25 protein-coding genes are annotated in these 24733 nt (G+C 40.8%); 16 read left to right on the top strand and 9 right to left on the bottom strand.

From position 1 onward, the window contains the following. Nucleotides 1-15 precede the first annotated feature (15 nt). Nucleotides 16-171, top strand: a complete 156-nt coding sequence (locus tag QFZ72_RS20320) for a hypothetical protein (RefSeq protein WP_165970943.1) — start codon at nt 16-18, stop codon at nt 169-171. Here the strand turns inward: QFZ72_RS20320 and QFZ72_RS20315 are convergent. Further along, nucleotides 163-429 carry a hypothetical protein gene (locus QFZ72_RS20315; protein ID WP_307437015.1) on the bottom strand — a complete coding sequence of 89 codons (267 nt, stop codon included), beginning with the start codon at nt 427-429 and terminating at the stop codon, nt 163-165. The two genes, QFZ72_RS20320 and QFZ72_RS20315, sit on opposite strands and share 9 nt — an antisense overlap. A gap of 152 nt (nt 430-581) precedes the next feature. On the opposite strand from QFZ72_RS20315, the gene fbpA reads away from it, so the two are divergent. The 3 genes from fbpA (at nt 582) to QFZ72_RS20300 (ending at nt 2527) form a co-directional block, all read left to right on the top strand. After that, complete coding sequence (gene fbpA / locus QFZ72_RS20310) at nt 582-767, top strand: Fur-regulated basic protein FbpA (protein WP_307437012.1); 186 nt, start codon at nt 582-584, stop codon at nt 765-767. 506 nt (nt 768-1273) lie between these two features. Continuing rightward, entirely contained in the window at nt 1274-1873 is a 600-nt protein-coding gene (locus tag QFZ72_RS20305; protein WP_307437010.1) for a molybdenum cofactor guanylyltransferase, read from the top strand. 195 nt (nt 1874-2068) lie between these two features. Next, nucleotides 2069-2527: a MarR family winged helix-turn-helix transcriptional regulator gene (locus QFZ72_RS20300; RefSeq protein ID WP_373464615.1), complete on the top strand. Its 459-nt coding sequence runs from the start codon at nt 2069-2071 to the stop codon at nt 2525-2527. Between the two features lie 323 nt (nt 2528-2850). Here the strand turns inward: QFZ72_RS20300 and QFZ72_RS20295 are convergent, their stop codons facing one another. After that, complete coding sequence (locus QFZ72_RS20295) at nt 2851-3678, bottom strand: hypothetical protein (RefSeq protein WP_307437004.1); 828 nt, start codon at nt 3676-3678, stop codon at nt 2851-2853. A 366-nt stretch (nt 3679-4044) separates the two neighbouring features. After that, a complete protein-coding gene (locus tag QFZ72_RS20290) occupies nt 4045-5883 on the bottom strand; it encodes a DNA ligase D (RefSeq protein ID WP_307437000.1) in 1839 nt (612 codons plus the stop codon). A 76-nt stretch (nt 5884-5959) separates the two neighbouring features. Here QFZ72_RS20290 and QFZ72_RS20285 point away from each other — a divergent pair, with 76 nt between their 5' ends. After that, nucleotides 5960-6493 carry a D-glycero-alpha-D-manno-heptose-1,7-bisphosphate 7-phosphatase gene (locus tag QFZ72_RS20285; RefSeq protein WP_252204729.1) on the top strand — a complete coding sequence of 178 codons (534 nt, stop codon included), beginning with the start codon at nt 5960-5962 and terminating at the stop codon, nt 6491-6493. 22 nt (nt 6494-6515) lie between these two features. On the opposite strand, the gene ku is transcribed toward QFZ72_RS20285, so the two are convergent. Both ku and QFZ72_RS20275 read right to left on the bottom strand, forming a co-directional pair. Next, nucleotides 6516-7373, bottom strand: coding sequence for a non-homologous end joining protein Ku (ku, locus tag QFZ72_RS20280; RefSeq protein WP_307436996.1), 858 nt, complete (start codon nt 7371-7373; stop codon nt 6516-6518). Nucleotides 7374-7629: 256 nt separating this feature from the next. Then, nucleotides 7630-8400 carry an undecaprenyl-diphosphate phosphatase gene (locus tag QFZ72_RS20275; RefSeq protein WP_307436993.1) on the bottom strand — a complete coding sequence of 257 codons (771 nt, stop codon included), beginning with the start codon at nt 8398-8400 and terminating at the stop codon, nt 7630-7632. Nucleotides 8401-8557: 157 nt separating this feature from the next. On the opposite strand from QFZ72_RS20275, the gene QFZ72_RS20270 reads away from it, so the two are divergent. The 3 genes from QFZ72_RS20270 (at nt 8558) to QFZ72_RS20260 (ending at nt 11954) form a co-directional block, all read left to right on the top strand. Then, nucleotides 8558-9169: a DedA family protein gene (locus QFZ72_RS20270; protein ID WP_307436990.1), complete on the top strand. Its 612-nt coding sequence runs from the start codon at nt 8558-8560 to the stop codon at nt 9167-9169. Nucleotides 9170-10080: 911 nt separating this feature from the next. After that, nucleotides 10081-10827, top strand: coding sequence for an RNA polymerase sigma factor SigI (sigI, locus tag QFZ72_RS20265; RefSeq protein ID WP_307436988.1), 747 nt, complete (start codon nt 10081-10083; stop codon nt 10825-10827). Continuing rightward, nucleotides 10824-11954: an anti-sigma factor domain-containing protein gene (locus QFZ72_RS20260; protein WP_307436985.1), complete on the top strand. Its 1131-nt coding sequence runs from the start codon at nt 10824-10826 to the stop codon at nt 11952-11954. Before sigI ends, QFZ72_RS20260 begins: the two co-directional genes overlap by 4 nt. Before the next feature lie 115 nt (nt 11955-12069). Here QFZ72_RS20260 and QFZ72_RS20255 read toward each other — a convergent pair whose 3' ends face one another. Further along, the gene (locus tag QFZ72_RS20255; RefSeq protein ID WP_252204743.1) at nt 12070-12276 is read right to left on the bottom strand and encodes an alpha/beta-type small acid-soluble spore protein; all 207 of its coding nucleotides are present in this window, start codon (nt 12274-12276) and stop codon (nt 12070-12072) included. A 172-nt stretch (nt 12277-12448) separates the two neighbouring features. On the opposite strand from QFZ72_RS20255, the gene QFZ72_RS20250 reads away from it, so the two are divergent. After that, entirely contained in the window at nt 12449-13645 is a 1197-nt protein-coding gene (locus QFZ72_RS20250) for an NAD(P)/FAD-dependent oxidoreductase (RefSeq protein WP_307436979.1), read from the top strand. 2 nt (nt 13646-13647) lie between these two features. Here the strand turns inward: QFZ72_RS20250 and QFZ72_RS20245 are convergent, their stop codons facing one another. Then, nucleotides 13648-14337, bottom strand: coding sequence for a DUF1836 domain-containing protein (locus QFZ72_RS20245; protein ID WP_307436976.1), 690 nt, complete (start codon nt 14335-14337; stop codon nt 13648-13650). A gap of 153 nt (nt 14338-14490) precedes the next feature. Here QFZ72_RS20245 and htpX point away from each other — a divergent pair, with 153 nt between their 5' ends. After that, nucleotides 14491-15369, top strand: coding sequence for a protease HtpX (gene htpX, locus QFZ72_RS20240; protein WP_307436975.1), 879 nt, complete (start codon nt 14491-14493; stop codon nt 15367-15369). Between the two features lie 91 nt (nt 15370-15460). On the opposite strand, the gene QFZ72_RS20235 is transcribed toward htpX, so the two are convergent. Next, on the bottom strand, nt 15461-15685 hold the full coding sequence (locus QFZ72_RS20235; protein WP_307436972.1) for a hypothetical protein: 225 nt from the start codon (nt 15683-15685) through the stop codon (nt 15461-15463). Nucleotides 15686-15722: 37 nt separating this feature from the next. On the opposite strand from QFZ72_RS20235, the gene QFZ72_RS20230 reads away from it, so the two are divergent. Beyond that, entirely contained in the window at nt 15723-17069 is a 1347-nt protein-coding gene (locus QFZ72_RS20230) for a TrkH family potassium uptake protein (protein WP_307436970.1), read from the top strand. A 130-nt stretch (nt 17070-17199) separates the two neighbouring features. Continuing rightward, on the top strand, nt 17200-19212 hold the full coding sequence (locus QFZ72_RS20225) for a penicillin-binding transpeptidase domain-containing protein (protein WP_307436966.1): 2013 nt from the start codon (nt 17200-17202) through the stop codon (nt 19210-19212). A gap of 426 nt (nt 19213-19638) precedes the next feature. On the opposite strand, the gene QFZ72_RS20220 is transcribed toward QFZ72_RS20225, so the two are convergent. After that, complete coding sequence (locus QFZ72_RS20220) at nt 19639-20574, bottom strand: LCP family protein (RefSeq protein WP_307436963.1); 936 nt, start codon at nt 20572-20574, stop codon at nt 19639-19641. A gap of 275 nt (nt 20575-20849) precedes the next feature. Between QFZ72_RS20220 and QFZ72_RS20215 the strand changes: the two genes are divergently transcribed. The 4 genes from QFZ72_RS20215 to QFZ72_RS20200 all read left to right on the top strand — a co-directional run bounded on the left by QFZ72_RS20215 (nt 20850) and on the right by QFZ72_RS20200 (nt 24724). Continuing rightward, nucleotides 20850-22406 (top strand): bifunctional metallophosphatase/5'-nucleotidase, encoded by a 1557-nt coding sequence (locus QFZ72_RS20215; protein WP_307436959.1) that lies wholly within the window; start codon nt 20850-20852, stop codon nt 22404-22406. Nucleotides 22407-22597: 191 nt separating this feature from the next. Beyond that, nucleotides 22598-23134: a hypothetical protein gene (locus QFZ72_RS20210; RefSeq protein WP_307436957.1), complete on the top strand. Its 537-nt coding sequence runs from the start codon at nt 22598-22600 to the stop codon at nt 23132-23134. 104 nt (nt 23135-23238) lie between these two features. Next, a complete protein-coding gene (locus QFZ72_RS20205; protein WP_307436952.1) occupies nt 23239-23376 on the top strand; it encodes a hypothetical protein in 138 nt (45 codons plus the stop codon). Next, a complete protein-coding gene (locus QFZ72_RS20200) occupies nt 23369-24724 on the top strand; it encodes an ArsB/NhaD family transporter (RefSeq protein ID WP_307436948.1) in 1356 nt (451 codons plus the stop codon). The genes QFZ72_RS20205 and QFZ72_RS20200 overlap by 8 nt, the downstream gene beginning before the upstream one ends. The last annotated feature ends 9 nt before the right edge of the window (nt 24725-24733 follow it).

Here is a 24733-nt window from a genome sequence, read left to right as displayed (position 1 = left end):
GAAGGAGGAGACAGCATGGACATGAAGAAGGCAGCTGAAATTGCCAAAAAAATCGTTGAATTAGATGTAAGGAGGGATGAGATGCTTGAGGATCTCCAAACCGTTATCGGGAAAGATGCTCATGAATTTCTGCGTTTTGTGCAAAACGGCTTCTTAAAAAAATCATCCTGATTGACTGCTGAGCGGATAGGAGGAATAGCCTGCCAAAAATTGATTCAGCTCATCGATGTATTCCTCTGTGAATAAAGAGGTTACATCACCAAAGCGATCCTGTTTTGTTTCATAAGCACATATAAAAAGAAGCTTTTTATCAGGAATAGAAAGGCGTGCGAAAAAGAGCTGCTCATGTTTTGGTTCAAGTGTATTAAGGAAGTAAATGTCTTGATTATGCTGATTTATTCGGTATGCTGCCAGCCGAATGTGCTTCACTGTTTCATCATCTCCCAGAGCGTTTTAGAAACTAGTGTCGACCATTTACAGCTTTTTAACACATGTCAGTGAATTTTTACACTTTCTTAATTGAAGAGCAACAATTAACGGGTAGAGTGAAGAGAGGACAAATGGAAAGGGGAAATGAGAAAATGAGTAAATTATTTCAAAAAGCATTGGAAGATCAAAGAGCCTTTTACTGCAAGAAACTATTAGCTCTTGGCATCTATAATCAAGAAGTTTTGAGCAGCATGACGCTGTCAGAATTAAAAAAGGAATACCATTATTTTTATAACAATATCCCTTTAATCAAGCTTTCACATAAAAAGTCTGTATAAGCAGTTCAGAGTGCTTATAAAGAAAGCATTCAGTCTGCATGTGACCTTGTCTTTATTGGGGCTAGGAGGAACTTTTTCGGAGGCAAATTGATCTCGTGCCTGCTGTTTTCGATAAATTCATTGAATATGAAAGCCTCGGTTCAAAGTCGAGTTCTTCTCCGGCTTTTTTTCTTGCGGGAAAGGCATCACTTCAATCTGCACAGCAAATATGATCGAAGCAGCTTCAGCGCATCCTATCCTAGCCGCTTATTGGAAATCCATCTATATTCCCCTTAAAAAAATCCCTCACCAATCTGTAAAAATCAATTTTTAAAAATAAAGCGAACAACATAGTCGTTATGATTGAAGAGACTTTCCAAGGCTTACAAACGATGAATTCTTCTCTATCAATCATTTAGAAGGATTTTTTCTACGTTCTTCCACACAGTTCGCTTGCAGAAAATAGCCTCTGCTTATCATTGTGTGTTAAGATAATGAAAAGATATGAAGGCAGGAGCTAAATGGGTATGAAACTTGCAGGTATTGTTTTAGCCGGCGGGCAATCACGCCGGTTTGGCTCAGATAAAGCCATAGAACCTTATAAAAACAGCACTTTTTTAGAGCTTGCACTAAAGAATTTGAAAGCGGTAACAGAAGTTGTGGCAGTCATCGGGCGATTGGATTATTCTGCTGAAAACGTTCAATATATCTTGGATAACGCCAAATATAGGGGGATGGGTCCTCTCGCTGGACTGTATACAGCAATGAAAGAGGTTCAGGCAGAATGGTATCTTGTACTGGCATGCGATATGCCGCTTATTGATCGGGATATTCTGGCAGCTCTGTTATCTGGCATAAATGAAAAACATCCTGCTGTTATTCCTGTCATTGATGGAAAATATCATCCTCTCTGTGCTTTGTATCATTGCACTGTTTTACCTGAGATTGAGAGACTATTAGATCTTAAAGAATTAAAAATGATGACTCTGTTGGACAAGTTAAATCCTGTCTATTTAAATGAATCGAATTTTAAGAATCCCGGCCTTTTTGCCAATATGAATCGAAGAGAGGATTTAATGATTTTAGGAGAGCAGTCACATGAAAATTCAAATCCAGGAGTGGGGTAATCATAGGACCGGAATGAGTCTTCAATACAGTTCAAATCCAGAAATCGGGTAATCATTGGCCTTACTATATCCTATGAATCTGGTAAATCAAGAAAGAAACTACTTCAAAAAACACAGGATTGATAGTAGAATAAATAGTAGAACTGTGTGAATCTTAAGACATTTTAAGAATGTTAAAGTAAGAGGGCGATGAGAATGATGTCTTATACAGATGAAGAACTTGAACTTGCATTGAATTTATTTAAAACGTTTGCAAGAGCTTTTAAAAGTGTGTCAGAGCACTCCATCCGCGACAGCAAAGAACACGGCTTTAATCCGACGGAGTTTTCAGTGCTTGAACTGCTTTACACGAAGGGACCGCAAAAGCTTCAGCAAATCGGTTCAAGACTGCTGCTTGTAAGCGGCAATGTCACCTACGTGATTGATAAGCTTGAAAAAAATGAATTTATTTACCGTGAACAAGATCCTAAAGATAAACGTTCTGTCTATGCGAAGCTGACTGAAAAAGGACGAACCTACCTGGATGAAATCTACCCGATTCACACGCTAAGAATGGCACGCGCATTTTCCGGACTATCAACAGAGGAACAGCAGCAGCTCATGGCCTTGCTGAAAAAAGCAGGCGTTCATAGCCAGCATTTATTGTTTCGTTAAAAATCCCGCAGATGCCGGGATTTTTTGGATTTTATCAGAATCATATTTCATGCAGGGAGTTTATTGTTTTCAGTTGATCTATACATTCGTCCTATAAAAACACGCCTTTAGAAAAGTTCAAATAGAGCAGCAGGCCATCTCAAAAGTGAGAATTCTAAATGAAATCATATTTTATGAACTATACATTTCCCAGTTTGAAAATTTTGAGTACTTTTACGAGCAAAAGCTCAATCAATTGATATAAAAAAGGGAATCAATGGATAACAGCTGAAGAAAAATGGTCATAAGTTATAAAGAATGCCGATTAATCTTGGCATTCTTTTTTATTTTTTTCTATTCTTTTTTTGCAAGAAAGAAATCCAAACAAGACTGCTCACTCCCGCAATAAACAAATGAAGTGCTGCAAATGAAAAAAATCCATGAAACGATACAACAAAGTCTTTCTGCAGCAGGAGAAGCTGTACAATCAGCAAGCATCCGAATAAGAAGGCTTTAAACGATTTTTTTTTCGAGATTGTTATGAATGAATAAATTAAGCTTGCAAAGCTAAAAAAGAGGGAGTTGCCTGCGATATGATCCCGTGCTGCATCCGAAAACCAGCCAGGCTGAAAATAATACATGGAGAGAGGAACGGTTGCTGCCCATGTCAGGGAAAGGGAAATTGATACATTTATTAAGTAGAGAGAAACCATTTTCGCCAGGTGGTTCCCTTTTTTTAACAATCTGTACCACATGGAAGAAATATAAAAAGCAACTGGAAGCAAAAAGGTCGTAAAATAAGTTTTCCACCAGTTGTGCTCGTATATTTCTAAATGCAAAAATAGGACTTCTATAGCGGATATGCAAAAACTGACCAGCAGCATGACTGGAACACCTAATTTGTAAAAGGCGATGACGACAGCGGACATCGGCACAATCATAACCTGACTGATAAGCGAGCCAAATGTGCTGTCGAAGAAGGGCGCTGCGAAAACCTCAGGCTTATACGTGTATGACTTTAAGAAAACAAAAATGAGAATTTCAAACAGGTAAGCAAGACCTGCATTGAATAACCATAAGGGAATCAGCATATTCCGGTCTTTTTTTACCGCAGCAGCGGCAAGGAACAGGCTTATAATAAACAGCAGGAAAAACCAAGTGAAATTAGGCATAGATTGGCTCCAAATATGTAAGGTTATGCTTTATTTTTGACTGCCGCCTCCTGAATTATGCTTGGGCTCTTTTGAAGAAGGATTCATCACAATGGAGGTTGAGTTAGAGAAAAGCATGTCTTTTGAAACAACTAAAAAAAATGATTCAGGCGATTGAAGGTAAACGTGTTATCTGCTGAAACAGACTACAAAGCTTGTAAAAGAGATAGATTTCCATAAATAATTGTTCAGGGTGTTCCGGAATGGAGCACCCTTTTTTTATGAACGTATTTGTTTTACCTGGTTACTTGCCGATTTCTCTTCAAATTCTTTCCCAAATGGCAAGATTGCTGTCTTTTTTCCTTTGACCGCCTAATTAAAGAGGTGTTACTGCTTATTTTTCTCTATAAAATCTAATACCTGCTGAATCACTTCGTCCTGAGGCGAAGAGAAGTAATCTTGAAATGGACAGCCCTTTTTAATCCGCTCTGCTACATAATCCATAGTAAACTGATTAACCTTCAGATCTTGCATCACTTCATCCCAGAATAAAGGGGCCGCTGCATATGCACCCTCAGGATTCCCTCTGACAGAATAGGGCGCAATAATCGTTTTTCCTTCAGCATGTTGAATGTAGTCGACATACAGTCTGTTTCCGCGGTTCTTTTTAAGCCGTTCGATCGTATACAATTCTGGGAATGCATTGACTAAGTAAGCCGCAATAAAGGATGTAAACTTTTTTGTCTGCTCATATGAAAACCGATTATTGGTAATGGGAATATGAATTTGTATTCCTTTTCCGCCTGATAGTTTTGGGAAAGAGGCAAGACCGAATGAGTCAAAGAGTTTGCGCATTTCGAGCGCTGCTGAAACAGCCAAGTGAAAATCAGTCCTCGATGGAGGATCTAAATCAAAGACAATTTCATTCGGACAAGAGGAATCATAAGTCTGGAAAGGGATATGAAATTCCAGGGCGAGCTGATTTCCAAGCCAGATCAAGGTTGAGATGTCGTTGCACATGATATAGTCGATTCCATCCTGCTTTGCGGTTTCCACAAACTCAGGCGCATAATCCGGGCAATTTTTTTGATAAAAGGCCTCATCAAAGGTACCGTGCGGATATCGAATAACCGTGAGAGGTTTATTTTTCAAGAAAGGAAGCATATAATCAGAAACCTCCACTAAATAAGCCAGATAGTCTGATTTCGTCCGCAGTGGACTTTCCCACAGCGGTTTATCAGGATGTGTGATCTGGACATCTTCGTGAAACGAAACAGCATTAAGCTTCAGCTGCTCCCAGGTGCATTCATGCGGGGAAAGGTCGAACCTGAAGGCAGAAAAAGAGGGCTCACGCAGCTGATTTTTATAGAACTCCAGAAATTGCAGCTCCACGCAGATCGCAGGGGAAATCGTGATCCATTGTGAATCCTCGCTATCCTTATTTTCCTTTAGAATCTTAATTAACGAGTCACGGTCAGCCCCCTCCAGCCCGTGAGAAAAAACACCCGCGTCTATCACATTCTTTCCTTTGAAAACACCCGCTTTAAAATACCCATTCTTCTTGTCATATCCTATAATGAAAAACAAAGCATGTTTGTAATTTTTTATTTTCAGCCAGGACTTCGTTCGCACTCCGGCCTCCCACTTGCTTTTATGTTCTTTTGCAATTATTCCTTCCGCGTCAAATGCACGAATGCCGCTCCATAAAGTCTCATGGCTAGCATAGGAAGGAACGTATTGGATGAGCTGATTGCTCTTACTGGGTTCAAGAGGCAGACCGCATGCTGAAGCGATGTTATTTAAGAGCGTTTTTCGTGAAAGATAGTCATGAAAAGCTGTTTTTTCCTGCTTGGATTCAAGAAGGTCAAAGATTAAATACTGGCATGGATTTGTTTCTGCCTCTAGATTGATCTTTTCTTTGGCCCTCAGCCTTCCGCGCTGCTGAATGACTTCAAAGGATGCTTTATATGGATTTTTTAATGAGACAAGCTCGCCGTCAAACATGCACGGCATAAATTCTTTCAGTCTGTCAAAGATAGATTGGACAGCGTTCATGATTTCGGGGAAAAGAGCGCCTAAATCTTTCCCATTTCGGCTCGTAAACGTGATGCCTTCTTCTGAAATGGACAAAATTGCCCTGAATCCATCATATTTGACTTCATAGCTCCAGTTTTCTCCTTCAGGTATTCCTGCTGAGAGTGTTGGAAGCATTGGTTTAACATACATGGCAATCGTCCTTTTTCATTCTTTTTTACTTACTATTTCTCATACGGATACTATTTATGAAAGGGAGCGTTTCAACTTGAATAAAGCTGTTTTTCTAGACCGCGACGGCGTCATAAATGAAGTTTTGACTGACCGTGTCAAATTCGTCAATCATCCATCTCAGCTATATCTTTTAGAAGGGGCGGCAAAAGCTGTAAGCCTTCTCTATAACAAAGGCTTTACCATTTTTGTCGTGACGAATCAGGGAGGGGTGGGGCTTGGATATATGAAGGAGGAGATGCTGCAGAGGATTCATCAAAAGATGATTAAGGAAATTGAACAAGAAGGCGGCCGCATACATGAGGTTGCTTATTGCGCTCATGCTCCGTACGCAGGCTGCAGCTGCAGAAAACCCGAGCCTGCCATGATTACAACTCTTGCTGAGAAATATGGAATCAATTTAGAACACAGTTACATGATCGGCGACCGTGATGTAGATATCCTCGCAGGGAAAAGTGCTGGTGCAAAAACAATTTTAATCGGTTCCGCTGATCACGGTGCGGATTATTGTTTTGATACGCTGCTTGAAGCGGCTTATTGGATCATAAAGAAAGAAGAAAACCTCGTTTGACCTGACGAGGAGTTCTTTATGACTACGCTTTTTTGCGGACGGTTTTCGTTTTTTTCTTCGCTTTGGCAGGCTCAGGTTTTTTGGGAGCAGTCTCTTTTTTAGCCGGCTTTTCTTTTGAGCGGTCAATGCTTGCCTGCAGAGCACTCATTAAGTCAACGACATTTTCACGCGGAGCATCTGCCGGTGTTTTCCCTTCGTTTTGGCCTGCTTTCTTTTGTATGAGACCAAGAAGTGCATCCCGATAGTCATCTTTGTAAGTTTCAGGGTTAAAGGTCGTTGTTAGCTGATCAATCAGCATAATCGCAGTTTCAAGTTCTTTTTCTCCAAGCTCTGTTTTTTCAGGAACACTTGGCACATCTGAAGTATTCCGGACTTCATCCGGATAATGAATGGTTTCCATCACAATTGTGTTCTGATATACGCGGAGAACAGCGAGCTGCTGCTTAGAACGGATGGTCATTTCGGCAACTCCGATTTTTCCTGATTTTAAAAGGGCCTCACGAAGCAGCGAATAGGCTTTTCCTCCATTTTCTCCAGGGCCGACAAAATAGGATCGGTTGAAATAGATGGGATCAATTTCTTCCAAGTTCACAAAATCGATAATTTCGACTGCTTTATCTTCATGCTCTTGTTTAAGCTGTTTCATTTCTTCTTCATCTAAAATGACAAATTTGCCCTTCACATATTCATAGCCTTTGACAATATCGTCATTCCCCACTGTTTCATCGCAGTTAGGACATTTTTTTTCATATTGAATGGGGGTATGACATTTACTGTGCAAATTTCTGAGCTTTACATCTTTATCTTCAGTAGCAGCATATAATTTGATTGGGATATTCACCAGTCCGAAGCTGATGGACCCTTTCCACATTGTGTGCATGATTTTCTCCTGCTTTCCTTTTTTTTCTTAGCTTCTGCGATTACGAGCGGATGATGTGCAGAAAAAAATGGTTTTTAGCTGAACTTGTCAATTCTTTCAGGAAAAAGACGATCGTATTTCGATTCGTTTTTTAAGGTGAAAAGTTTATGATCTCTTTTTTGTAGGAATACATTTAGAAAATAACGATGCCAAAAAGGAGGGGGCTGCAACAAAAAAAAGTAGCCGTACCTCTTAAAGGCGGCTACTTTTTTTGATTTTAAATAGATTGAATGACGATGACTAACACCCCAAGCGCCCAAACATATACGGCAAATCCTTTTAAGGAGTGCTTTTTTACATAGCCGATCATCCATTTTACTGCGATGTAGCCCGTAAATGCAGCGCTCAAAGTTGCCAGGAGCAAAGGGAAGAAGCCGATAGCCGCTGCCTGCCCAGAGAAAAGATCTGCTGATTGAAACACGATAGCCCCAAATATGGCCGGAATGGAGAGCAAAAATGAAAAGTAAGCTGCGGTTTCTTTATCGATTTTTCGCATCAATGCTCCTACAATCGTCATCCCTGACCTTGAAATCGCGGGAAATATAGCAAAAGCCTGGAAACAGCCGATAAACAAAGCGTCGCCTGCAGTTAAATCATCCAGTTTTTTTGAACCCTTTTTTATGGAATCCGCAAACCATAAAAATACTCCTGTAATTAAAAATTCCCACCCGATGGTGACACCGGACTTTGAAATGCCATCAAAAAAATCACTGATAAACACCCCTGCGAAAACGGCAGGCAGTGTTCCTACAAATAATAAAAATGTCAGCTTGGTAAAAGGATTTTTTAAAAGCTTAAGTAAAATATCTCTGTAATACACGATGAGCGCGATAAAGGTTCCGATGTGCAGCATCGTATCAAGAAAGATTCCTCCGTCTTGCATTCCGAACAGCTTTCTTCCCAAGTAGAGATGTCCTGTTGAACTTATCGGCAGAAATTCAGTCAGACCTTGTATGAATCCTAATATCATTGCCTGCAGCCAATCCATTTCTTCACCTCAATTAAAGAATAGGCTCTTTTCGTGACTTCCATCTGCATCATCAAACCGAAAAAAGCCAAAAATTAATAATCTGTAAAGTTGTCCCTTTTTAATCGTATGTGTAGTATGATAGCTTGTAGAACTGAAAAGGAGTTTGGTACTGAACATGGAACATTACATTCTAGCTTTTATTGAATACTTTAAAGACCTTTCGTACTTTGGCGTGCTCCTTGCACTATGCTTTGAGTTTGTGCCTGCTGAAGTGGTGCTGCCGCTTGCAGGGTATTGGGTTTATCAGGGAGATATGGCTTTATGGGGGACGGTTCTTGCCGGAACGGTCGGGGGAACAATCGGTCCGCTTACCCTTTATGCGCTTGGCCGCTACGGGGGAAGACCTTTTCTCATAAAGTATGGAAAATATATGTTTATCAACGAAGAAAACCTTTCAAAGGCAGATGCTTTCTTCGAAAAAAACGGAGCGATGGTGGCATTTACCGCCCGTTTCCTGCCTGGAGTCAGAACGCTGATCTCCATACCATGCGGAATGGCTAAAATGAAAGTCTGGATTTTTTCCATTTATACGTTTGCTGCAATGCTTCCTATTACGTTTTTATACGTATTTCTTGGGTTTAAACTTGGTGACAAATGGGAGGAAGTAGGCGGAATGGCGAACGACTATTTGCTTCCGGCGGGTGTTGTCATTGTCATTGTTTTTCTTTTGTACAAGTTTATGACAAGAAAAGCAATCAAGCCTTCAACATACACTCATAAGAATTAAATAAAAACACCTTTTCCAGGATAAGGAAAAGGTGTTTTTACGATAGAAGTGAAATGATATTGGTAGATTAAAGATACTATTAGGAGGAGTGAAAGAATGGATGTATCCTTGCAGGCATTGCCATAGCAGGATGGTTCCTGTCAAAAGATGAAAGTGACAAGCCGGAATCAGAAGAAGAGCGCATGATTGAAGAAGCGGAACACAGATAAAAAAGCAGCATCCGAAATGAACTCGGGTGCTTTTTTGTTGGGGAAATTGAGCATTTTGCCGGCTTTAATATGGTGTACTCGCCTCATTTAAGCAGCAGTAGGTAAAACCTGATTTCCGAAAGTGAAACCCGGATTTGCGGATCGGTTCAAGGCGTCAGCGGATTATGAAACACCGGTTTCGGATAGTTATGTTCATAGGGGCTGTATTGCATCTGCAATATGTGTACTTTTACACTTCTAAACGGCAGCTAATAAAGGACATTTTCGGGTTGAACTTGGACAATTTGCGGGCTTTTTTGTGGTTTCACACCTCATATTCCATATTGGCTAGTGTGCATTTGAATTTGCGGAGATAGAAAGAAATTCCTCCGGTATTTGAAATTAATTCCTTTAATTAGATAGAAATGTCAAATTACAGCCAATTCCCCTATAATTTTTCACATACTTTGTAATCTTTTTGTAAAAAAGAATTTTCACACCCTCAAATTCCGATTTCATTTCGTAGCTGTTTAGTGAGGAAAAAATAAATGAGAGGAGTAAATCCGCAGGTTTAAAATCATCTAACAGCTTCAAATCTTTTTCCGTCTCCCATTTCCATTTATCCGACAGGCAAGCATAATTCCAATTTTCTTCCTTTGCGCTCTCCATGCAAATTAGCTATGATTATACGAAGTAATATGGGAGAAACTGAGGTGAGAACCGGTGCTTAGCCTACTGTTTAAACTTGGCAAAAAGAAACCAACTTTAGAAGATACCGTCTTGCAGATACAAGATGGGGATCAGCAAATGCAGAACACGCTAATTGACCAATATAAACCATTCGTGGCAAAAACCGTTTCTTCGGTTTGTAAAAGGTACATTGATGAGAGAGACGATGAGTTCAGTATTGGTCTTATTGCTTTTAATGAAGCCATTGAAAAGTATTCAACTGAAAAAGGGAGCTCGCTTCTTGCATTCGCCGAATTGATTATAAAGAGAAAAGTGATCGATTATATCCGGAAAGAAGCAAGGAATGCCCAGACAGTGAACATTGACCTTCAGGAGCATGAAGAAGGCGAGGCCTCTCAAAGCAAGATCGAGGCGGATCTGTCGATTGAAGAGCATCAGAAACTGATTGAACAAGAACAGCGCAGAGAAGAGATTGTTTACTTTCAGACTGTCCTGCAGGAATTTGGCCTGTCCTTTTCAGAACTGATGGAGCAATCTCCAAAGCATATGGACGCAAGACAAAATGCAATTAAGGTGGCGCAAATACTTATTGAACATGATGAACTCAAGCGCATCCTGTTCACAAAAAAACAGCTGCCGGTCAAACAGCTTGAGACGCTTGTATCTGTCAGTCGCAAAACAATAGAGAGAAATAGAAAATATATTATTGCAATGACAATTATTTTATCTGGGGATTACATTTATCTGAAAGACTATATAAGAGGGGTGCTTCAATCATGAAAAAAGGGATCGTCGTTGATCGAAATGATGATTACGTCACATTACTTACCCTCGATGGACAATTTTTGAAAGCAAATAAACAAAAACGTTCATACGAGCTGGGTGAGGAAATAACTTTTTTTCAACTTTCAGATACAAGCGAAAGGGCAAAGCCGTTAAGCATCTTTAATTTGCGCGGAATTAGAAACGGGTTATTGGCAGGTATGGCTCTTATTCTTCTTTTTTTTACAGTGCTGCCCGTTTTTAAAGATGACAAAGTGTATGCTTACATGACAATTGATATCAATCCAAGCTTTGAGCTTAGATTGAATGAGAAGCTTCAGGTCGTGCAGATAGAGCCGATGAATGAAGATGGGAAAAAAATGCTTGGTGATATAAAAGACTGGAAAAACCGCAAGATCTCAGACGTCTTTTCCAAGATTGTCGACAAAAGCAAAGATTTAGGCTATTTAAAGGGAGAAAAAGAAATATTCATAACGACCGTGACCACAGATGACAAACATGAATCCGTCAAAAAGAAAATGCGCGCTGATGTTGACCATTTAAAGGATTCATATAAAAACGAAAATGTAAAAGTCAGTGCAGTTGAATCTGATGTTGAGACAAGAAATAAAGCAGCAGATCAAGGCATTTCAACCGGCAAGTATATGCAATTAAACCCTAAGCCTGCAGAAACTGCTCCTTTAAACGAAAATAAGGGCGAGAAAGAAGAAGGAAAGCAAGAGACACCCAGTCATGCTAATGAAGAAAAAAGCAAGAAAACTCCTCCAGCTGTAATGCCTCCTGCGGAAGATAAAGAAAAACAAGCGCCTCCTGAAATACCGGCGAAAAAAGAAAAGCCTGAAATAAAAGAGGAAGAGCTGAAAGAGACCATTCCGGAGAAAAAAAAAATTACCCCTCTTCCGCCAAAAGATAAGGTATCGATAAAAAATACCAATAAAGAAGCTGAGAAAAAACGGCGTGAAGAGGAAAAGGGCAAATGGCAGCGTGAGGGAGACAGAAACGATGACGATGACAATGACGAAGATGATGATGACAGAATACACAGGGACAATGATCAATATAATAGAGACAGAGATGATGACGATGAAGATAACGACGAGGGGTCAAGATTTGATCGTGATTAATTCTTATAGTGCCAAAATAAGAGGATGACCTTGAACGGTTTGGCGCTTTTTAGTTTTTACATAACTGGTAACAAGAGAACCGCCGGGGTGGATGCACCCGGCGGTTTTTGCCATGTTATTCAGTTTTAGAGGATTGTCCGCCAAGTCCTGCTTGTGCTTGAGCGACTAAGCGCTTTGTAATTTCTCCGCCTACAGATCCGTTTGATCGTGCTGCTGTGTCAGATCCAAGCGAAACTCCAAATTCCTGTGCAATTTCATATTTGATTTGATCCAGTGCCTGTTCAATTCCTGGAACAAGTAATTTGTTGCTGCTGCGTGCCATTATTTTCAACTCCTTTGTTAAATGATCAGCCTGATATGGCTGTTCTTATAGTGTTGATTCATGCAGAAATAATATACTGGCAATTGTCACCGTATGTCTGCGTGAATTGCCTGAATGAATGGATTTGGAATAACAAAAACTACCTTCATACTTTGTAAGAGGCGGTGAAGTAATGGATATCAGAAGCGGAACATTTTTTTGGCCTGAAACAGTTACTCACAAACCGTTCCCAGCCTTGGATATGGATATTTGCTGTGACGTATTAATCATCGGAGGCGGCGAGTCAGGCGCCAACTGTGCTTATTTTCTGAGCGAAACAGATCTGAATGTTGTATTAGTTGAAATGGATCGTGCCGGCAGCGGAAGTTCCAGTATAAATACCGGACTGCTGCAATATTCGAATGATAAAATGCTTACAGCCTGCGCAAACTCCTTTGGCCGGGAGAAAGCTGTCAGACATTACCGGCTTTGTGAACAGGCACTGAAAGGATTAGAAAAGCTGGTTCCGTCCTTATCAATCAATCCTGACTTTAAAATAAGAGAGAGTCTCTATTATGCATCTGAGGAGGCAGACGTAGAAGCATTGAGAAAGGAATATGACATGCTGAAGAAGCATTCCTTTCAGGCAGAGTGGCTGACCGCTTCCGATATCAAAAGGATGTATGGATTTAACAAACCGGCAGCGATTTTGTCGGGAGGTGACGCAGAAGTTAACCCTTATAAACTCGCACTTTCTCTTATTGATGCTGCGGCAGCTCGGGGCGTGCGTGTTTTTGAAAAGACAGAGGTCACCGGGAGGAAAATTGAGCAAAGCCATGCCATCATGTATACAGCAGACGGAGCAAGCATTAAAACCAAGAAGGTGATCATGGCAGCCGGGTACCGCAATCAGGAAATCAGACGCGAACAGAATGCTGTTTTGTCCAGTACGTATGCAATCGCCACTAACAGGCTTAAAGAGGAAGAAATCTGGCACGGTCAAACGCTTATATGGGAAACAGCAAGACCTTATTTATACATAAGAACGACTGCCGATAACCGAATTATAGCAGGAGGGCTGGATGAAGGAACAATAGATGCAGGGAAAATAGATTCGAAGCTGATCCATAAAAGAGATCAGCTCCTGATGGAAGTGAAAAAGCTCTTTCCTGAACTGAAGCTTGAGGCAGAATACTTCTGGGGAGCTGTGTTTGGAAGTACTCATGACGGGCTTCCGATGATTAAAGAATATCCTGAGCTGCCGCACTGCCTGTTTTTTCTGGGATACGGCGGAAATGGCACAATCTACAGCCACATGCTCGCAAGCCTTATCCGCGACCATTTAACAGGGAAGCCGAATGATGATTTGCAGATATATATAAAGAGATAATCTTATTTCTGTTCCAGATGCTGATGAAAAAACAGCTCTGTTCTTCTCTGAAGATAAGAGGCAATCACAGACAGAACGGTAACCGTTAATATACTTTTTACCTGTATCCATAATTCATTCGAAAGATCTTTAAAAAGATCCCTGGATGCCTCGATCTTTTTTAAGATTTCCTCCTCCATTTCGTGCTCAGATAAGGAGAAAACTGTAATGGACTCCATTCTTTCGAGGATCTCCCCATATGCGGCATAATAAGTCAAAGGAGAGATTAAGTCATCGCTTCGGTCTGATATCGTATTAAATAAGCTCATTAAGAGCCGCCTGATTGTATCAAAATCAAAAACCGATTTTAAATCTCTTACAATCAGCAATATGGCAGCCTGTTCAATTGAATACTTTTTGCCAAGCTCAGGTGCGCCGATCAACTCTTTTATATCCCGCTTAATCCAGTTCTGAATGGATGTTGACTTCAGCGACGTCAATTCACACAGCTTTGCAAGTGCTACAATTTCATTTGTTGATAGGCCTCTTGGGAAGGGTTTCTGATTTTTTATAAAGTCAGGCAATGCGTCTTCTGGACTGTTTTTTCGGATGCCTAACTGGTTAAGCAGTTCAAGCGGAGTGTGTCCGCTTTCACCTTTTAAAGCAAGCAGCAGTCTGGTCATGTCAGATCGCTTTAACTGAATTGTATTCATCGCACATCTCTTTTCTGATCATTTAGTTCACCTTGAAAAGGTTCGCTTTTCCTGAGTTTACCAAAGTGTTTTTATTTGCTTTCTCTTATGTATTTTAATTATAATACGATTATAATACAAGTTCACTTGAACCCAAAATGATGGAGGTGCAAGATGGCTAAACGGATTTTCCTTTTTATTTTAACAAATATTCTTGTGCTTATTACAATTGGCGTTGTCCTCACGCTTTTAGGCGTTGGATCATATGTGAATGCATCAGGTGAAATCGATCTCATAAGCTTGCTTGTTTTCAGTGCAGTCGTAGGTTTTACCGGGTCATTTATTTCACTCCTGATGTCTAAATGGATGGCAAAAATGATGATGGGGGTCAAGGTTTTAAAACCTGAACAATCACTGTCAGTTTATGAAAGAAATCTCGTAGACCGTGTTCATAGATTATCAAGAGCTGCCGGTATAACGAAGATGCCGGAAGTGGGGATCTATCAATCGCGCGAGGTGAATGCCTTTGCAACAGGTCCTTCAAAAAACAATTCACTTGTAGCCGTATCTACAGGACTCCTTGAGGAAATGGATGATGCAGCGGTTGAAGGCGTGCTTGCCCATGAGGTTGCGCATATTTCAAATGGTGATATGGTGACAATGACATTGCTTCAAGGTGTTGTAAATACATTTGTTGTGTTCCTTGCAAGAATTGCAGCATGGGTAGCATCGAGATTTGTCAGAGAAGATATGGCTCCAATTGTTCACTTCATTGCGATTCTTATTTTCCAGCTGCTGTTCTCGATTCTTGGCAGTCTTGTGGTCTTTGCCTATTCCCGCCATCGTGAATTCCATGCAGATAATGGCGGAGCGGATCTTGCCGGCAAGGACAAAATGGTTCATGCTCTTCGTGCTCTTAAAGGATACACACAGCGGATCAACAACGAACAATCCTCCGTTGCGACGCTGAAAATCAGCGGTAAACGCGGTCTCGCTCTATTTTCAACACATCCTGACTTAGATGAGAGAATTCGCCGTTTAGAAGCCAAATAAACAGGGAAAAGCAGATGGGACTATGATCTCATCTGCTTTTTTCGTTTTTAAGAAAATTATATAGTCAGATTTTAGATACCTAAATCCTCGGTCAGAACGAATCCGCCATAAAAGCAAACCCGGACTTTTCTGTCGGATTCTTGTCTGCCTGTCGATCTGACCAAGGCGCCTGCTCTTTTGTTCCCTGAAATTCTGTCAGGTATGATTTATTCGGTTCGTGTTGAAAATGAACATAGGCCGGAAACAAAATCTTTCTGCATAAAATTTCCGAATACCCCTTTTCAGATGCCCTGCTTTTCATTATGATAGAGAACATGCAGTTAACCCCACTATTTAAGGAATGGACAAAACCAATGAAACGATTTAAATTATTCTTGCAAAAATTAACTCCGTTTCAGCTGATAGCAGCCTATTACATTATCGCAGTCAGCGTTTCGGTTGCCTTGCTGAGCCTTCCTGTCGCCCATCAAGAAGGGGTGGAATGGGAATTTATGGACGGCCTTTTTACAGCTGTAAGCGCAGTAAGCGTAACTGGATTAAGTGTAGTTAATATATCAGATACTTTAACCGTACCAGGTATTTTTATCCTCATGTTTGTTCTTCAGTTCGGCGGAATTGGAGTCATGACGCTCGGTACTTTTATCTGGCTGATAGTCGGGAAACGAATTGGCCTCAGAGAGAGAAGATTGATCATGGCGGATCAAAATCAATATGCACTTTCGGGAATTGTAAATTTGATGAAGCAAATTTTGCTTTTGATCCTGATTATCGAGTTCAGCGGCGGCATGATCCTCGGCATTTATTTCCTGAAATACTATCCTACATGGCAGGAGGCTTTCCTGCACGGCTTTTTTAATTCTATAAGTGCAACTACCAATGGCGGCTTTGACATTACGGGTGCTTCGATGATTCCATATGCTGATGATTACTTCATTCAATTTGTCATTATTCTTTTGATTACATTAGGCGCAATCGGCTTCCCTGTTTTAATAGAGGTGAAAACCTTTTTATTCAGCAAAAAGGGAAAATACCGTTTTACGCTTTTTACTAAACTTACGACGGTTACATACAGTTTGCTGGTTATTGGCGGCACAATAATGATTGCCTTGCTCGAGTTTCAATTTTTCTTTCAGGACAAATCATGGCATGAAACCTTTTTTTACTCGCTGTTTCAGTCAACCGCAACGAGAAGCGGCGGGCTGGCAACTATGGATGTCAGCCTGTTTTCAGAGGCAACGCTCCTGATTTTATGTATTTTGATGTTTATCGGTGCCTCTCCGAGCTCAGTCGGGGGCGGAATCCGGACCACAACATTCGCACTGAATTTACTGGCGCTTTATCACTTTGCAAAAGGGAATAAGACGATTAAAATCTTCAAAAGAGAGCTGCACGAGGATGATGTGAAAAAGTCACTGGTTGTTACTTTGATGGCTTTCGTTCTTTGTTTCACATCCGTGTTCATCCTATCCATTACGGAAAGGTTTACCTTCATCGAAATCTTGTTTGAAGTATGCTCGGCATTCGGAACCACGGGGCTTTCAATGGGAATTACACCTGATTTGAGCATCATAGGAAAATGCATCATTATGATCCTCATGTTCATCGGCAGAATTGGAATTGTAACCTTTATCTACATTATCGGTTCAAAAGAAGCAAAACCAAATTATCATTATCCGAAAGAACGTGTCATTATTGGATAAATAAAAGAAGCGGGCGTGTGTTACGCGCCTGCTTTTTTATAGGCCTGAGGAGTAAGAACCATCAATCAGGAAAATAATCCCTTGTCTGTGCTATACTTAAACTATCAACAAATGGGAGAGATCAGATATTGTGAAAAAGAATTATATATTAGCCGCAATTGTCTTGCTGGTCATCATTTTAGGCGCCTGTTCTAAAGGGCCGACGCCTGAAGAGAGATTTCAGGAATATGTTAGCCTCTGGAATGAGCAAAAATTTAGCGAAATGTACGATTTCTTATCAGCAGACGCAAAAAGCAAAATGACAGAAAAAGAGTTTACAGACCGATACAAAAAAATCTATCAATCCATAGAAGTCATCAGTTTGAAAGTTACATATGACAAACCGGAAGAGGAAGCAGACAGGGGAGATGAGAAAAAAGCTTCTCTGCCATATGCTTTAAAGATGGAAACACTTGCTGGTCCCGTGGAATTTGAACAGGATGCTGTTTTTGTCCAGGAAGAAACGGATAAAGAAGAAAATTGGTTTTTAGCGTGGAATCCATCGATGATTTTTCCGCAGCTGAAAGAAGGAGATGCTGTCCGCGTTTCTGAAATCAAGCCCCTGCGGGGAAGCATCTTTGATAAATACGGAAAAGGAATTGCCATTCAGGCGAAAATTCCTGAAATTCAAGTGGTTCCCGGTCAGCTTGGCGACAATCCTGAAAAAGTAAAGGCGGAAGCTGCGAAACTGCTGAATCTTTCTGTTGAAGATATAGAAGCAAAGCTTTCAGCCAACTGGGTAAAGCCGGATGTCTCTGTGCCGATCATGAAAGTCGATCCAGCGAATAAAGAGCTGCTTAAAAAAGTAACCTCTCTTCCGGGCTTTCAAAAAGCGGATGTTGACAGCAGATATTATCCGCAGGGAGAGAGTTCTGCCCACCTATCCGGATATGTCGGCGGCATTTCAGCGGAGCAGCTTGAGGACTTAAAGGATAAAGGGTATACAAGCACCTCGCAAATCGGAAAAGCCGGGCTTGAATATGTGTATGAGGAACGCCTGAGAGGAAAATCGGGCTATAGAATTTTTATTGATTCTTCAAATGAAACAATTGCTGAAACACCTGCGGAAAATGGGGAAGACATCACGGTGACAATTGATTCTGGTCTGCAAAAGCAGCTGTATAATCAGCTGAAAGGGGACTCTGGCACAGCGGTGGCTCTTCATCCTAAAACAGGAGAAACCCTTGCAATGGTCAGCAGTCCGTCCTATAATCCGAATCAATTTGTATTTGGCATGTCAGGGGCAGCGTACCAAGCATTGGCTGAAAACCCGCATAAACCGCTTAGTGCAAAATTCAACAAAACCTTTTCACCAGGTTCTACATTTAAGCCAATAACAGCAGCTGTCGGTTTAAAGACCGGGGGCATTGAGCCTGAAGCTGTTAAGAAAATTACTGGCCCATCATGGCAAAAAGGACCTGAATGGGGCAAATATACAATTACGAGAGTTTCTGATAAATATTCATCTGTTAATCTCGAACGTGCGCTTGTCTCATCTGATAATATCTATTTTGCTCAAGCTGCTTTAGATATTGGGCCTGAAGCCTTTAAAAAGGGCTTGGAGGAATTTGGATTCAGTGAAGAGATTGATTATCCATTTCCAATCACGACTTCCTCCATTTCAACTTCAGATTTAGCAGCAGAAGAAATTCTTCTTGCAGACTCAGGCTATGGACAAGGGGAAGTGCAGATGAGCCCTATGCATCTGGCCGCAGCCTATACTGTCTTTTTGAACGATGGAAGCATGTTGAAGCCTTATCTTGAGAAAAAAGAGCAGCCTGCGCCTGTGATTTGGAAAGAAGCGATTGTCAGCCCTGAGAACACCTCCATTATTTTGTCTGATTTAATCAAAGTCGTTGAAGATCCAACCGGAACAGCTCATGACCCGAAATTACCGAATATTAAGCTTGCCGGTAAAACAGGAACCGCTGAACTGAAAACGACAAAGGAAGAAATCGGAAAGGAAAATGGCTGGTTTGTCGGGATTAACACGGAAAATCCTGAACTTCTGATTACGATGATGATTGAGGATGTGAAAGACCGCGGAGGCAGTCACTACGTCGTTCCGAAGGTTAAACAAGTATTTTCAAGTTATCTGAAGTAACAGTACCCTAAAGCGAAGCAGTTCCGATAAAATGATGGCCATTAATTGGGTTGGTACCGCGGTATTCAGAGCGCGTATGGTACCTTGAAACAAGCAAAATTCCGGTTTTGGATACTCATAGAGCGTGTATGGCACCCTGAAACAGGAAAAATCGTGGTTTTGGGTACTCAAAGAGCGCGTATGGTACCCTAAAACAGGCCCGAATCTCAGTTTTGGGTACTCAAAGAGTAAGAATGATACCCTATAACAAACAAAATCCTGGTTTTAGCAGTCGTAAAACTATAAATCAGAAAATGAGGACCACAATCGTCAGCAATGGGGTCGCTAATAAACCACTCATATTAGAAATAGAGGTATTCAATCAGCATTTTTGAGGACCTCTTTTGTGCTAAAAAAGAAGCTATTGCCGCCGGCAATAGCTTCTTTCTATGAATTCATAAATGTTTTGATCGCTTCTCTATTTTCCTCAATATTTAAATCTAAAACAGATCCGGCTCCGTTGTATCTGGCATTTTCAAAGCTGCCGTCAACCGGGATGCGCATGGTTTCCAAATCGGATTTATTCGTGATAATGTCTTTTGCAATGAAAATACCTGTAGACGTATCCACATTTGTATTGATATAAGGTGTTATAACTCCTGCAAGTTTAGGCAATTTAGTTATACCCTCTATAGTGAGCATATCTTTCATTAAAAGATTCATGACTTCCTGCTGGCGTCTTACTCTGCCGAAATCACTGTCGGCTCCGCCGCGGTAGCGCACGTACCCCAATAGATGCTCGCCATCAAGATTCTGTAGACCAGGTTCGATCGTTACACCAATTTTTTCTGACATTTGATTCTCGACATTTATTTCTACGCCTTCTGGAAATGCGGTGTCAATCATGCTTTCAAACCCTTTGAAATCAATGATTGCATAGTGCTGGATATCGATATCAAAGTTATGCTTAATTGTTTCGCGAAGCAGGTCGGGACCGCCTATAGCGAATGCGGCATTTATTTTGTTCTGACCGTGTCCCGGAATTTCCACGTAGGAATCACGCATAATGGAAAGCAGCTTTGGCTTATTTGTGTTTTCATTATACTGAGCAATCATGATGGTATCTGTGCGGGCATGCTTTTCTCCTCTTGAATCACTGCCAAGCACCAGAACATTGGTGTTTCCATTTTCATCTTTTTGGCCATTAAATGTATATTCAGTTTTTTTTATGTTTGCTTCTGCTGCTGTTTTATTCATGCCTGATACAAATTGATCGTAGGCGAACCAGCCAAGTCCTGCAAACAGAAGAGTCAGGATAGAGAAAAAGACCAATACTTTCTTTTTGCGGCTCTTTTTCTTTTGTATATGATTATCTGAACGCATGAATTACCCTCATTTCTTTAAAACATTGGAACTACTATAGTATACTTGCTTTTTGCGATTAGATGGGATGTTAGATTGTGGTAATGTTCTGAATTGCAAGCTCAATATCCTATTTTAAAGGATTTTATGTCCGGTGAAAAGAGAAAGATGATCAGGATCCACTGTTAAGGGATTTTTTTAGTTTCTTAACAAAACTTAACAATCCTTTACCTGCACTTTAGATGCGCTTCATTCTGGCGTGCTACGTTAGAAGCATCAAAAGGAGGGAAGCCGATTTGAAACATACTGTGAAAATAGCATTCATGTTCTTTTTATTCGTTTTTATCCTTTTTCTTGCTTCTGTCTATGGCGGGAGCCAGGGACGAGCTGGTACAGATGAAAATCAGCTTTCAGAGATTCATTTGCTTGGAATGAATGATTTGCACGGACAGCTGAATACGCATTCCGTGCTTTCAGGCAAAAAAGTCGGCGGGGCAGAGTATCTTTCTGCTCATATAAACAGGCTGAGACAGGAGCACGAACACACGATGCTTGTTCATGCAGGTGATATGACAGGCGGAAGTCCCCCTATTTCTTCTATTTTTCAAGATGAACCGACCGTTCAATTTTTAAATCAGCTGCGTGTTGATGTCGGTACTCCCGGAAATCATGAATTCGACCAGGGAGCAAACGAACTCGTGCGGCTAGTAGGCGGCGGATTCCATCCAAAAACAGGTTTCTTCAAAGGCACTCATTCGGATTATATTTCAGCAAATGTCATCAATAAAGCAACAGGAAAACCGATGTTTCCCGCATATTCCATAAAAGAAATTGATGGTGTCAAAATTGGATTTATAGGTGTTGTTACAACAGAGACCAATCAATTTTTGCTGCCGGAGAATCAGGATCAAATTGAAATCATTGATGAAGCAACAGCCATTAATCAGACAGTTGAACAACTGAACAAAGAAGGAGTCAAAGCTATCGCTGTACTGGCGCATGTTGCAGCAAAGTCAGATGAAAACGGGGAGAACGCAAGTGAAGATCTAACAGAGATGGCGCCAAACATAAGTGATGAAGTCGATGTGATCTTCGGAGCGCACAGTCATCAGCATGCAAATACGGTAGTAGATAACAAGCTGATTGTTCAAAGCTACTCCTACGGAAAAGCTCTCTCAGACGTGAAATTAACGATTGACCGAAAAAAGAAGGAAATTGTTCAAAAAGAGGCTGAGATCGTTTTAACTGAACACAAATCCGTCAAGCCTGATCAATCAGCCCTTGATTTAATTAAGAAATATCAGGATAGGCTTGGAGAAGAATACAGCACATCCGTTGGAAGACTGCCTCAAAATTTATCAAGAAAAAAGAATGATCAAGGTGAATCACCATTAGCAGGCTTTATAGCAAGCGCTCTGAACGAGGAAATGAACACAGAGATATCCATGGTGCACCATGGCGGAATACGTGAAAGCTTAAAAGAAGGAGCTATTACGAAGCAGCAGTTAATAGCCGCTCTTCCTTTTCACCATTACGCAGTAAAGGTTTCGATGACAGGAAAAGAATTAAAGAGCATCCTGGAACAGCAGTGGGTTTTAAAGGCAGAGAATTTGCTTCAGACAGAAGGAATCACTTATTCCATCAATAGAAATGCGCCCCCAGGTGAAAGAATCAGTGATTTAAAGACCGCTCAGGGAGAATTGATTCAGGATAACCGTACTTATACTGCTGCAACAAGCAACTATCTTGCATCAGGCGGTGACGGATTTAAAGAGTTTAAACAGACAGATTGGATCAAAAAGGGCCCTGAACTATCAGAACTTCTTTCAGATTATCTGATTGATAATCAATAAATAGATGTTTTTCCAGAAGCAGCGTCAAGCTGCTTCTTTTATTTCGACAAAAATGTAATGAAAAGGACCATTTTTCGAATAAATTCTAATGAAAACGACCATTTTCGACAAAAACGTGCATTTGTCTAGTACAATGTCCTCCCCTGACACATATAGATACAGGGAAAACATTTAGAAAGGAAGGAAAAAGAATGAAAGAAATGTTAGTTTCAATGGAAGGCAAAGTTATTAAGGTAGGAAGAGGCGGCCCTGAGAGCAGAACAGGTCAATTCCTTGGCGGAGGCGACGATTACTTCGTGCTGTTGACTAAAGAAGATGGTGTTGTTTATTTTCACGGCCAGCATCTCAAAAGTTTAACAGAAAAAACAAAAGGCGGTTTAGGAGAAAGCTTCGAGGCTCCAATGGGATTCTCAGTATTAAACGGTTCAACTTTCAGTGACATTCTTTCTCAGCTTGAGCTTACTTGGGTGACAATTAACCGCGGCGGCCCTGAAAAAATTGAAGGTGTCCTCAATCGTGTAAACGCTGACTATGTTTCTGTTATCGTGAATGAAGAAGTTATCAGATTGCCAATCTTCCATATTAAAAGCATCAGTACTGGTGTAGTGGCAAGTGAAAATACTGAAAATCAAGATAGCAGCTCGAACAATAGCAGCTCAAACAACAGCTCTAACAGCAATAACGGCGGCGGAGATTTCGTGGCAAGATCAAAAAACAGACGCAGATAATTGCAAGACAATTTATGTATGATCATCCTATTCCCTTTCCAGCATCTTTTTCACATAGGATGATCATGCCATTTATAACTCTTACAGGAAAGGGGAGTTCTATCATGGCTACTCTCATCATTTTAACTGCTGCAAGCTTCTCTCTCTATTCACTCTTAAAACCTCCAATGATTGTAAAAGAAGAAAAGCAAGCCATTGCCATTCTATCACCAGCTGCAGAAGAGGCGAAAATAAATGCTTGATTTCTCTTTTATCTTAATGTGCGTCGTCTTTTCCATAACGGTCATTTTGATGCTGTGGAGGCCGTTTGGGATAAATGAAACTGTACCTACAGTTACTGGCGCCATTATTATTTTACTGGCAGGCATTGTTCCTCTGAGTGATGTTGCTGCCATTTATAACATCATCAGCGGAGCTGCCATTACCATATTGTCAACCATTGTTATGTCCATAGTTCTGGAAAGTGTCGGTTTTTTCAGGTGGATTGCCTACAACCTCGTCAATAAATCAAATGGATCCGGCATCAAGCTGTTTATCAATGTGAATCTTCTTTGTTTCTTAACAACACTTTTTTTCAATAATGACGGAAGCATACTCATCACTACCCCAATTATTATACACATTACTTCCCTCCTCCAGCTGAAGCGGCACCAGAAGATTCCATACCTTATTTCAGGAGCTATTACCGCAACCGTATCAAGTGCACCGATTGCAGTCAGCAATATTGCAAACTTAATTGCCCTTAAAATTGTAGGACTTGATTTAAACAGCTATGTCAATATGATGTTTATCCCGTCAATGCTCGGTATTATCGTAATTACCACATTGATTTTCTTCTACTACCGCAAGGATATTCCAGTGAAAATATCATCTCAAAAGCTTTATTTATCAGGCAATACAAGTAAATATCCAAGGCATCCGCTAGCTATGCCGTCCTCTCTTACATCTCATGAAGTGGACTGGAAGATGTTCAGAATCTGCATCGCCATCGTTATCTTCGTAAGAGGAGGTTTCTTCCTGTTAACACCCATTGGAGTGCCGATGGAAGGACTTGCTATTGGAGGAGCCGTCGCATTAATTCTGGTAAGATGGCTGAAAAGCAGAAAAGGAATCACGGATATTGTAAAGAGAACACCTTGGCACATTTTTCTTTTTGCATTCGGGATGTACGTGCTTGTATACGGACTTCACAACATTGGCTTATCTCACTATTTAACGATGCAGCTAAAAGACTATGTGGATGGTTCATTGCTTGGCGGCACACTTGTTATCGGCGTTTTATTGACCGCATTGTCAAATGTATTGAACAACCTGCCTGCTGTAATGATCGGAACACTGGCGATTGTGGATATGGGACTTGATACACATTCCCTTCAGGTAGCTTACTTGGCAATCGTGCTCGGAAGCGATGTCGGAGCACTGCTGACACCCATAGGAACTTTGGCTACACTAATTTGGATGTTTATCCTTAAAAGCAACAATATTCATATTTCATGGAAGGAATATATGAAGCTCACATTTTTCGTCATTCCAGTTGGATTGTTCGTAAGTCTGATCGCTTTGTATCTGTGGAATGGATTTATTCTTTAGAAAGCGAGG

Source organism: Bacillus sp. V2I10, from assembly GCF_030817055.1.
Classification (GTDB): domain Bacteria; phylum Bacillota; class Bacilli; order Bacillales; family Bacillaceae; genus Bacillus_P.
Note: the sequence above shows the minus strand (reverse complement) of the source record. Positions and strands in the feature narration are given on the sequence as shown.